Source organism: Polaromonas sp. P1_E1_2, from assembly GCF_056406035.1.
Window position 1 is genome coordinate 1 of the sequence record NZ_JBFUAZ010000084.1, and the last position, 10,183, is coordinate 10,183.

Below are 10,183 nucleotides of genomic sequence, written 5' to 3' on the forward strand. Positions count from 1 at the left end.
CGCACGTGTGGTGCGGGCGGTGGAGTCAGGAAGGAAGGGCGCATTCGGGTTGGTTGATTTCGTGTAATATCGTGCATTATTATGAAATTTCGTGCAGTTGTCCAGCTTCACGCCAGATAGAAACCGGAGCCGAAACCCCATGCTGACCAGCCAACGCAAACACCTGCTGCTGACGCGCCTTGACCGTGACGGGCAACTGGTTGCCAAGGCCCTCAGCCAGGAGCTGGGTATTTCGGAAGACACCATCCGGCGCGACCTTCGCGAGCTGGCCCAGGCGGGCAAGCTCCAGCGTGTCCATGGCGGGGCCTTGCCTGCTTCACCGGCCGTCGGCAATGTGGCGGTGCGTGAGCAAATTGCGCCGCTGGACAAGCAGGCCATCGGCCGGGCGGCGGCGGCCATGGTCCAGCCAGGGCAGGTGGTGATCATCGACGGCGGCACCACCGCGCTGCAGATGGCGCGGCACCTGAGTGAAGACCTTCATGCGACGGTGTTTACCCACAGCCCGGCGGTTGCCATGGAACTGGCTCGCTGTCCCCACCTCGTGATTCAGCTGCTTGGCGGGCGGCTCTTTCGGCACTCCATGGTGGCCATGGGGGCCGAGTTGATGGAGCAGCTATCCCGCCTGCGGGCCGATGTGTTTTTCATGGGGGCGACCGGCGTGCATGCGTCGGCGGGCGTGACCACGGGAGATTCCGAAGAAGCCGCCGTCAAGCGGGCGCTGCACCGCTGCGCCTCGGAAACGGTGCTGCTGGCATCGGGCGAAAAACTTGGCGCGGCTTCGGCCTGCCGCATCATGGCGTTGGCCGATGTGTCGGCGGTGGTGGTTCACCGCGACGCGCAGGCAGCGTGGATCAGCAGCGCCAGACGTGCCGGCGTGCGTGTGGTGAGGGCGGGCTGATCAAGCCTGGGGTATCAGGGCGCTGTCGGGGCGGCCAGGCTGTTCAGCGCAGGCCTGACTTGTACCGGGCAATGGCCTTGGCCCGGAGGTCTTCGCTGATTTCTGTTTCACTTGCGGCAGGAGCGGCCGCGACGGCGCGCGACGGTGCGGGCGATGCAGCGGACGCTGACAGCAATGGTTCGCTGCCGCTGCGGGGTCCGAAAATCTTGGTCTGCGCATAGGCCGCATAGCTGCGCAGGCGCTCGTCCTTGCTGTTGAGCGCTTCCTGAATTACTTCAGTGGCGTACGGCAGGTCATGCAGGAATTGATGGACATTCAACGAACGGCCGAACTCCCGCTTCATGGGAATGACCATCCGCACCGCGTAGGCCATGAGATCGGAGTCGTCAGGCGGYGTCATGGTTAACAGCATGGTTTACGTGTCTTGATGGGGGGAACTCAAGCACCTGAAATCATCTCGCCGTGCTGGGCAAGGTCAAGGCCCAGTTCTTCCTCTGCCGTGGTTACGCGAAGGCCTGCAAGGGGCTTGACCACCAGCAAAATCAGCCAGGTCGCGACGCCTGCGTAAGCTGCAACGGCGCAGGCTCCCACGAGGTTGGTAAACACGGTGGCGGTCACGGGTGCAATTTCCTTGAGCGCAAAGACCGGGGTCAGGACCGTGCCGATGATGCCGCCCACGCCATGCAGGGCAAATACGTCAAGCGAGTCGTCAATTCCTGTGGCACGCTTGAAGCGGGTCACGGCCAGGAAGCAGCCGACGCCGCCCGCAAAGCCCAACACCGATGCGCCCATGACGCCGACAAAACCGGACGCCGGCGTGATGGCGACGAGGCCGGCAATGGCGCCAGTTGCCATGCCCAGCACGCTGAACTTGCCGCGCTGGACATATTCGCAAATGCCCCACATGAACGCGCCAACGCAGGCCGCCACCTGGGTGGCCAGCAGGGCGCCCACGGCGCGCGAACTGGCTTCAAAGGCCGAACCGGCATTGAAGCCGAACCAGCCCGCCCACAAGAGCCCGGCGCCGATGATGGATATCAAGAGGTTGTGCGGCACCATGGGTTCGGTTCCGAAACCCTTGCGCGGACCCACAACCTTGGCCGCCACCAGGCCGCTGACGCCGGCCGCGATGTGCACCACTGTGCCGCCCGCAAAGTCCATGTGGCCCATGCTGGCGAGCCAGCCGGTGGGTTGCCAGATCCAGTGCGCCACAGGGGCGTATACCAGGATGGTCCAGAAGGCCGCGAAGAAAATGGTGGCGCTCAGGCGCATTCGCTCCACAGTGGCGCCGATGATCAGCGCGAAGGTAATGATGGCGAATGCCAGCTGGAACAGGAAGAAAGCGGATTCCGGCACGGAAGGCGCTGAAACGTGCGCGCCGACTTTTGCGCCCAGCAGGCCTTCGCTCAGTGCCCGGCTCATGTCGCCGATCCAGGGGTTGCCGGGCGTGAAGGCCAGCGAGTAGGCAATGCCCGCCCATACCAGCGTAACAACTGTGGTGGCCGCAAAGGTGTGCGCCACGATGGAGAGCGCATTTTTGGCCCGCATCATGCCGCTGTAAAACAGCATGATGCCGGGAATGGTCATCAACAGCACCAGGACGGTCGAGATGAGCATCCAGGCGGTGTCTGCRCCATTGAATTTCGCAACGGCAGGCGCCGCGGCGGCGGCGGCGGTCTGGGCATGAAGAGGGGCAGACGCCAGAAGCGCCAGCACAGGGGCCAGCACATTGATGGCAGACGGCCTGCGGATAACCAGGACTTGGCTCATACATTCCCCTCTCGTTGTTTTAGCTGCTATCAGCTGCTATGCGGTACGAGGGATGTTACATCCGGCTACATGTATTGGGTAAGTAAAAAATACCTGTTTTTGGGCATTATTCCTTGTTCTGTAGCATTTCGGCTTGTTTTGGGGCGCGTTTGCCGCCGGCCACCTGCAATGCCTCATTCTGCTGCGCACCGTCAGCAAGGCTCCTGTCCATCTGAAACAGCTGTGCCAGTGCCTGCCGGTATTGCGGCTGGCCGACCAGGTTGGTGTCGTGGTGCGAGCCACCCGGCACCAGCAGGAAGAGCTTGGGCTGCGCTGCGGCGTCATAAAGTTTGCGCCCCAGGTCCGGCAGGATGAGGCGGTCTTCGCCGCCATGCACCACCAGCAGGGGGGAGCCGATCTTGCCGACTTTTCGGACGGCCTCGAAACGTTGGGTGATGAGCAGCGACACCGGCATCCAGCCCCACTGGGACGTACTCACCACATCGGCGATGGAGGTGAATGTGCTTTCGACAATCGTGCCGCTTTCATCGGCCACTTCAGTGGCCAGGTTGATGGCAATTGGCCCGCCCAGCGAGTGTCCGAAGATGTAACGGGGGCGGCCGGGGTACTTTTTGGCCAGCCAGTCCCACGCGGCGCGGGCGTCTTCGTAGGCCGATGTTTCCGACGGCAGTTCGTAGGTGCTTTTGCCAAAACCGCGATAGTCGATCCCCAGGACCGAGAAGCCGAGCTCCTGCATGCGGCGCATGCGCGGCGCGGAGCCGGTAACGTTGTAACGCGCGCCATGCAGGTACAGCAGCACGGGGGTTTTGCTTGCGGCATCGGGCTCGTCTGCCGGCAGCCACAGGCCGTGCAGGCGGACGGGGTGGTCGCCGTCACTGCCGTTGCCGCCAGCGGCGTTGAAGTCAATCCAGACGTCTTCCATGCCAACAGCGGCGGCAGCGCCCCCGCTCCAGGTGCGGTCGCTGGGCTGGAAGATCCAGGCCCGCTGCTTTTCGTCAAGGGTGGCGCAGCCCGCCAGCAACGCCAGCGTCATCAGGAAAGAAGTAAAGAGGTGCCAGCGTTTCATGCAAGTGAATGATTCGCCGGGCGCCGGAAAGTTCAGCGTCCGCGCATGAAGAGCGTGTCAAGCTCCCGGATGCTGACCTGCCGCCAGGTGGGCCGCCCGTGGTTGCACTGGTCGGAGCGCTCAGTGGCTTCCATCTGGCGCAGCAGGGCGTTCATTTCGTCAAGCGTGAGCTTGCGGTTGGCGCGCACGGCGCCGTGGCAGGCCATGGTCGACAGCAACTCGTTCTGGGCCCGCTGTATGACGGTGCTGGCGTCGTGCTGGGCCAGTTCGGCCAGCACGCTGCGGGCCAGCTCCACCGCATCGCCCTGCGCCAGGCTGGTGGGCACGGCGCGCACCGCCAGGGTTTTGGGCGAAAAAGGCGTGATTTCCAGGCCCAGCGTTGCCAATGCCTGGGCGTTGGCCTCAGCCGTGGCCACTTCCTGGGGGCTGGCGGCAAAGGTGGCCGGAATCAGCAGCGGCTGGCTGATGATGCTGGCACCATCGGCGCCATCGGCACCGTCCATCTGGGTTTTCAGGCGTTCATAGACGATGCGCTCATGGGCAGCGTGCATGTCCACAATGACAAGGCCCTGGGTGTTTTCGGCCAGCACGTAGATGCCCTGCAGCTGGGCGATGGCGCGGCCCAGCGGCCAGTCGCCGGAGGGCAGGGCGCTTGCGCCTTCAGGCACGCCAGGGTTTGCCATGCCATTTCCGGCTGGGGGAATGGTGACGTACAGGGCATCCTCGCCAGATTCCCGCGGGCTGGGCGCGACGGCTTGCGATGACGGCCACATGGCGTCAAAGTCGGAGGCCCTGTGGCCGCCGTTTGCTACAAAATTGATAGCTGGTTGCGCCCATCCCTGTTGCGCAAAAGCCTTGTTTTGTTCAAGAAATCCGGTGGGCGTGACAGCAGCGTCTTCCGTGCCGGCCTGGACAGCTGCCATGGAGCGCGGAACGGCCAGCGCGTTTTCGGTGGCGTGGCGCACGGCCTGGTGCACCTCGCGGCTGTCGCGAAAACGCACTTCGATCTTGGTCGGGTGCACGTTCACGTCCACGCGGGACGGGTCGATCTCGACATACAGCGCATAGACCGGCTGGCGGTGGCCGTGCAGCACGTCCTCATACGCGCTGCGCGCGGCGTGGGTCAGCACCTTGTCGCGTACGTAACGGCCATTGACATAGGCGAACTGCTGGTCGGCACGCGAGCGGGCGGCATCCGGAATGCCGGCGACGCCCCAGACGCGCACGGCCGGCAGGCCGTCGGCGCGGCGGGCCGAGCTTTCGTAACTGACGGCGACGGACTGTTCGACAAATTCGCTGCCCAGCACGTCGGCCAGGCGCTGCTGGTGGGCGTTGTCGCCTGTCGCCGCACGCCATTGCTCGACCAGCTTGCCTTCGTGCCAGATGGCAAAACCCACATCGGGCCGCACAAGGGCATGGCGGCGTACGGCTTCAATGCAGTGGGCCAGTTCGGTGGCATCGGTTTTCAGGAATTTGCGGCGCGCGGGCGTGGCGTAAAACAGCTCCCGCACTTCCACGCTGGTGCCGCGGCTGCGCGCGGCGGGCTTCAGTTCGCCGGTGCGGCCGTCAAGCTGCCATGCGTGTTCATCCGCGGCGATCCTGGACAACAGGCTCATGTCGGCGATCGAATTGATCGCCGCCAGCGCCTCGCCCCGAAAACCCATGGTGCCGACGGCTTCGAGATCCTGCAACGACGCAATCTTGCTGGTGGCATGGCGCCTCAGGGCGACGGGAAGTTCTTCGCGCGGGATGCCGAAGCCGTCGTCTTCGACCACGATGAGCCGCACGCCACCGGCCAGCAGCCGCACAGTTACCTGCGTGGCGCCGGCATCCAGCGCGTTGTCCACCAGTTCGCGCACGACGGACGCTGGGCGCTCCACCACTTCGCCGGCCGCAATCTGGCTGATCAGTTCATCGGGAAGKTCGCGGATCGGGCGGCGGGCGGGCAGGGTCATTGCGCAGATTTTACGGGTTTGGCTGTTGAGGGACATGCCGTAAACCCCCTGCGTCCTGAGGCTTTCCCGCACTGGTTCAATCAGCAACTTGTAATAGTCTGTTGGCGATTTGCAAGGTTTGGGGCATGCCATGAAGCTCATTGGCCATCCCTGCAGGCCTGCTGGTTTCATACCTGTCAAAATTGCCGGCATGGAACTAGTCACCTTTCTCATCGATTTCATTCTTCATGTCGACAAGCACCTGGAGGCCTTTGTCGCCAGCTACGGCGCATGGGTGTATGCGCTGCTGTTTCTGATCATCTTTGTGGAAACCGGCGTGGTGGTCATGCCCTTTCTGCCGGGTGACTCGCTGCTGTTTGTGGTGGGCGCCATGTGCGGTGTCGGGCTGATGAATTACCCGCTGTCCGTTGGCCTGCTGTTTGCCGCTGCTGTGCTGGGCAACCAGTCCAACTACACCATTGGCCGCTATTTCGGGCCCAAGGTGTTCCAGTGGGAAGACTCGAAGTTCTTCAACAAAAAGGCCTTCAACCAGGCGCATGAGTTTTACGAGCGTTATGGCGGCATCACCATCGTGGCGGCGCGTTTCATGCCTTTCCTGCGGACTTTTGCGCCTTTTGTGGCGGGTGTGTCCCAAATGACGCGCAGCAAGTTCACCCTCTATGACATTGGCGGCGGCGCGCTCTGGGTCGGCGGTATCGTCACCATTGGTTATTTTTTCGGCAATATCCCATTTGTTAAAACCCATCTCGACAAGATCATCTGGGCCATGATTTTGATTCCCGGCCTGATTGTTATTTTCGGCGCCTGGAAGGCCAGGCGCAAAGCAGGTAACGCCGGCGCCTGAAGGTGCGCTGATACGCATCCGCCCAAAAGGCCTGTTGTTGAACGGGCTTGATGCAACGCCGCCACGCGCAACTGCGCACGTGATAAAAAATGACAGTGCCGCCTTTCCGGCTGGCAGGAAACCTGAATGAACATCACCCCCCTGGACCTTGCCGCAGTGCACACGCTGCCGGAATTACTGGCCTTTCGCGTGGCACACAGCCCCGAGGCTGAGGCTTACCGTGAATTTGATGCCGTCACCGGGCAATGGTGCAGCACCTGCTGGGCTGAGGCCAGCGAGCGGGTCGCGCGGTGGCGACGCGCGCTGGCGGCCACGCAACTGCCGGCCCATGCAAGTGTCGCGATCCTCTTGCCTAACGGCCTTAATGCGGTGAGCATTGACCAGGCAGCCCTGTCGTTGGCGCTGGTGCCTGTGCCGCTGCACGCCATTGACAATGCCGGCAGCACTGCCTACATCCTGGCCGACTGCGAAGCTTCCCTGCTGATGGTGTCATCGCTTTCGCAGTGGCAGGCCATTGAGGCTGTCGGAACGCCCTTGCCGGCGTTGCGCTGCGTGGTGGTCGCCGCGCCTGAAGCGGCATTGAGCGGGGCGGGTGGACCGGTGGCTGTTGTGCCGCTGGCCGACTGGCTGGCGGCGGGGGAAGGGTACGCCGGCTTGCTGCCCGCACCGCAGGAGGACGACCTCGCGGCCATCGTCTACACCTCCGGCACCACGGGAAAACCCAAGGGCGTAATGCTGACGCACCGCAACATCGTGTCCAACGTGCGAGCCATCCTGTCGCTGGTGGTGCCTATGGTGGACGATGTGTTCCTGTCGTTCCTGCCGCTGTCGCACACGTTTGAACGGACTGCCGGTTATTACCTGCCCATTGCCGCCGGAAGCTGTGTGGCTTATGCGCGTTCCGTGCCCTTGCTGGCCGAGGACCTGAAAACCGTGCGTCCCACTGTACTGATTTCGGTGCCGCGTATTTACGAGCGCGTATTTGCCAAACTGCAGGAGACACTGACGCAGTCGCCGCTTAAAACACGCCTGTTTCTGGCGGCGCAGTTTGTCGGCTGGCGGCGGTTTTGCCGCGCACAGGGATTGCTTTTGGCGGAAAGCGAAAAAAGTCCGTGGGCATGGCTGGATCCCCTGGTGTGGCCCCTGCTGGAGCGGCTGGTGGCCGGAACCCTGCGGGCGCAGTTTGGCGGGCGCGTGCGGGTGGCGGTGAGCGGTGGTGCGCCCTTGTCGCACGCGGTGGCACGCTGTTTCCTCGGGCTGGGCCTGCCGCTGCTGCAGGGCTACGGCATGACGGAGACATCGCCCGTGGTGTCGGGCAATGGTGTCGACGACAACGACCCGGCCACGGTGGGCAGGGCCTTGCCGGGTGTCGAGGTGCGCATCAGCGCCAACCAGGAGCTGCAGGTGCGCGGCCCGCTGGTGATGAAGGGCTACTGGAAACGCCCCGAAGACACGGCCCGCGTGCTGACGGAAGACGGCTGGCTGTGCACAGGAGACCAGGCCGTGATCGATGGCGGGCGTATCCGCATCATGGGGCGCCTGAAGGAAATCATCGTGACGTCGACCGGCGAGAAAGTACCGCCTGGCGACCTCGAGGTGGCGATTGCCGCCGACTCCCTGTTCGACCAGGTCTTTGTGGTCGGTGAAAACCGCCCCTTCATCGCCTGTGTGGCAGTGGTCAACCCGGCCGAATGGCGGCGTGTGGCTGCGGCGCTGGCGCTGGACCCCGAGGACCCGGCAAGCCTGCACCTGCCGGTTGTCCACAAGCTTGCGCTGGAGCGAATGGCAACCCAGACGAAGGACTTCGCACGCTACGCGACACCGCGTGCCGTGTACCTTACGCGGGAACCGTGGACGCCCGAAAACGCCCTGATGACCCCGACGCTCAAGCTCAAGCGCAATAACCTGATGGCTCGTTATGCGCGCGAAATCGAGGCGATGTACCGTCCCGAAGCGCGGATCAGCGGCCACCCTTGAGAAACAGGTCGCGGTCAGGTGCGAAATTGGCATGCAGGGGCAGCATGGCACCGCCCAGCGCGCGAGCGTCGGAGCCAATGCTGCCGGCGATCACCTGGGCGGGCCAGAGGCCTTCCCAGTTGTAGCGGCCGAGTGCTGCGCCCGTGGCTTCAATCAGGCGCTGCAGCAGCGGGCGGCAAAAGGAGCCATCCATCACCACGGCATCAATATCCAGCAGGGCCGTTGCGCTGACCACGCTGTGGGCCAGTGCATTGGCGGCGCTGGCCACCCAGGCCTGGGTGTCGGACTCGAACGGCGGCTGCAGGGCGCGTTCGTCATAGGCTGCAGTCGGATCAAGCCCGCGCGCCTTGAAACACTGCTCCAGTTCCCAGAGCGAAGCCTGGCTGACCAGCTGTGGCGGCGCGCCGGGTGGCCGGGCCGCCTGCAATGGCAGCGACGCCACGGCGCCGGCGTTGTTGTGGATGCCGGCGTGGAGTTGTGAATTGATGACCAGGCCGCCCCCCACAAAGGTGTCGACAAACAGGTAGAGAAAGCTCTTGAGGTCGCGCCCACGGCCCGACACCAGCTCGGCCACACAGGCCGCCGAGGTATCTTTGGCAAAACTCACAGGCAGCTCGGTCATGGCTTGCACTTCGGCGCTGAGGTCGATGTGGTTCCATCGGTCCGACTGCTGCGCTGACAGCCCCAGCATCCGGTGCCAGCCACCGAGCTGGAAGGGAGCGGCCACCCCCACACCGACCAGTCGCGGAGCCAGTGCACCGAGTTGCTCGCGCAGGATGCGCAGGTTCTGGCCGATCACGGGGAGCAGTGTGTCGGCATCTGGGAAGGCATAGGCCAGCGACAGGCGTTGGCGGACCTGACCGGTGAAGTCGACCAGCAGCCAGTCGGTGCTGCGCCGGCCAATCTTGATCCCCACAGAGAAGGCTCCGTCGGGGTTCAGCGCCAACGGCACCGAGGGCTGGCCAATGCGCCCGCGCACGCGATCATGCCGGATCAGCAGGTCGTCTTCTTCCAGCCGGGCAGTGATCAGCCCGATGGTCTGTGCGGTCAGGTTGGTCAGGCGGGCCAGTTCGGCTTTCGGTACGCTGCCGTGCAGGCGGATGGCCTGCAGCACCACGCGTTCGTTGAACTGGCGCATACCCACGTGGTTGGAGCCGCGCTGGCGCAGCCACACAGGTGTGGCTGCTTCGGATTCCGCAGGGGTAGCGGGAGTGGCGGCGGTGACAGGAGATTCGGTCATGGACGCAGATTTTCGCCGATGACCCCTTTGCGCAGGATGAAGTTGCCAAAAGGCTGCAATTCACCCGTCACCACAATGGCATAGGCCTGGCGTACCCGTTCATAAAACGCGTAGCGCTCAACGGCCTCGGCCTGCTGGTGCGGCAGCCAGCCCGGGGCCAGCAGCGCCAGTACCTCGCGCTGTAGCTCTGAACGGTAGGGTGCCTCGGTACCGCTGACCTGCATGTAAGCCACCGGATGATCCACATCTTCAGCCAGAGGCAGCAGCGACGCCACGGCCCGCACTGTCCGCGCCATGCCATGGCCAGGCAGGCGCAGCACGGGCTTGCCCGCACCCACACTCATGGCCGTGAAGTTGGCGTCGGCCAGCAGCAGCGCATCGTCATGGCCCATCTCGGCCAGCAGCTTGAGCAAGTCGGGCGTGAGTAGAGGGT

The 10,183-nt window shown here is 63.9% G+C and carries 9 protein-coding genes; 3 read left to right on the forward strand and 6 right to left on the reverse strand.

The window, feature by feature from the left end; all coding sequences use genetic code 11:
• Positions 1–139 precede the first annotated feature (139 nt).
• Entirely contained in the window at positions 140–898 is a 759-nt protein-coding gene (locus AC1D1P_RS06580; protein ID WP_477672460.1) for a DeoR/GlpR family DNA-binding transcription regulator, read from the forward strand.
• Positions 899–941: 43 nt separating this feature from the next.
• On the opposite strand, the gene AC1D1P_RS06585 is transcribed toward AC1D1P_RS06580, so the two are convergent.
• The 4 genes from AC1D1P_RS06585 to mutL all read right to left on the reverse strand — a co-directional run bounded on the left by AC1D1P_RS06585 (position 942) and on the right by mutL (position 5,689).
• Positions 942–1,310: a hypothetical protein gene (locus tag AC1D1P_RS06585; RefSeq protein ID WP_477671150.1), complete on the reverse strand. Its 369-nt coding sequence runs from the start codon at positions 1,308–1,310 to the stop codon at positions 942–944.
• A gap of 26 nt (positions 1,311–1,336) precedes the next feature.
• Positions 1,337–2,668, reverse strand: coding sequence for an ammonium transporter (locus AC1D1P_RS06590; protein ID WP_477671149.1), 1,332 nt, complete (start codon positions 2,666–2,668; stop codon positions 1,337–1,339).
• A 106-nt stretch (positions 2,669–2,774) separates the two neighbouring features.
• Positions 2,775–3,734, reverse strand: coding sequence for an alpha/beta hydrolase (locus tag AC1D1P_RS06595; RefSeq protein ID WP_477671148.1), 960 nt, complete (start codon positions 3,732–3,734; stop codon positions 2,775–2,777).
• 32 nt (positions 3,735–3,766) lie between these two features.
• Entirely contained in the window at positions 3,767–5,689 is a 1,923-nt protein-coding gene (mutL, locus tag AC1D1P_RS06600) for a DNA mismatch repair endonuclease MutL (protein WP_477672461.1), read from the reverse strand.
• Positions 5,690–5,879: 190 nt separating this feature from the next.
• Here mutL and AC1D1P_RS06605 point away from each other — a divergent pair, with 190 nt between their 5' ends.
• Both AC1D1P_RS06605 and AC1D1P_RS06610 read left to right on the forward strand, forming a co-directional pair.
• Positions 5,880–6,533 carry a DedA family protein gene (locus AC1D1P_RS06605; protein WP_477672462.1) on the forward strand — a complete coding sequence of 218 codons (654 nt, stop codon included), beginning with the start codon at positions 5,880–5,882 and terminating at the stop codon, positions 6,531–6,533.
• A gap of 126 nt (positions 6,534–6,659) precedes the next feature.
• Positions 6,660–8,510 carry an AMP-dependent synthetase/ligase gene (locus AC1D1P_RS06610; RefSeq protein WP_477672463.1) on the forward strand — a complete coding sequence of 617 codons (1,851 nt, stop codon included), beginning with the start codon at positions 6,660–6,662 and terminating at the stop codon, positions 8,508–8,510.
• Here AC1D1P_RS06610 and AC1D1P_RS06615 read toward each other — a convergent pair.
• Both AC1D1P_RS06615 and AC1D1P_RS06620 read right to left on the reverse strand, forming a co-directional pair.
• Positions 8,494–9,750 carry an ROK family transcriptional regulator gene (locus AC1D1P_RS06615; protein WP_477671144.1) on the reverse strand — a complete coding sequence of 419 codons (1,257 nt, stop codon included), beginning with the start codon at positions 9,748–9,750 and terminating at the stop codon, positions 8,494–8,496. The genes AC1D1P_RS06610 and AC1D1P_RS06615 overlap by 17 nt on opposite strands.
• Positions 9,747–10,183: RbsD/FucU family protein (locus AC1D1P_RS06620; protein WP_477672464.1), on the reverse strand; the 437-nt coding region annotated here is incomplete at its 5' end. The genes AC1D1P_RS06615 and AC1D1P_RS06620, both read right to left, overlap by 4 nt.

Excerpts from the sequence above, each read along its gene's own strand:
- AC1D1P_RS06580 (WP_477672460.1), top strand. The coding sequence starts at position 140 with ATGCTGACCAGCCAACGCAAACACCTGCTGCTGACGCGCCTTGACCGT.
- AC1D1P_RS06595 (WP_477671148.1), bottom strand. The coding sequence starts at position 3,734 with ATGAAACGCTGGCACCTCTTTACTTCTTTCCTGATGACGCTGGCGTTG.
- AC1D1P_RS06605 (WP_477672462.1), top strand. The coding sequence starts at position 5,880 with ATGGAACTAGTCACCTTTCTCATCGATTTCATTCTTCATGTCGACAAG.
- AC1D1P_RS06610 (WP_477672463.1), top strand. The coding sequence starts at position 6,660 with ATGAACATCACCCCCCTGGACCTTGCCGCAGTGCACACGCTGCCGGAA.
- AC1D1P_RS06615 (WP_477671144.1), bottom strand. The coding sequence starts at position 9,750 with ATGACCGAATCTCCTGTCACCGCCGCCACTCCCGCTACCCCTGCGGAA.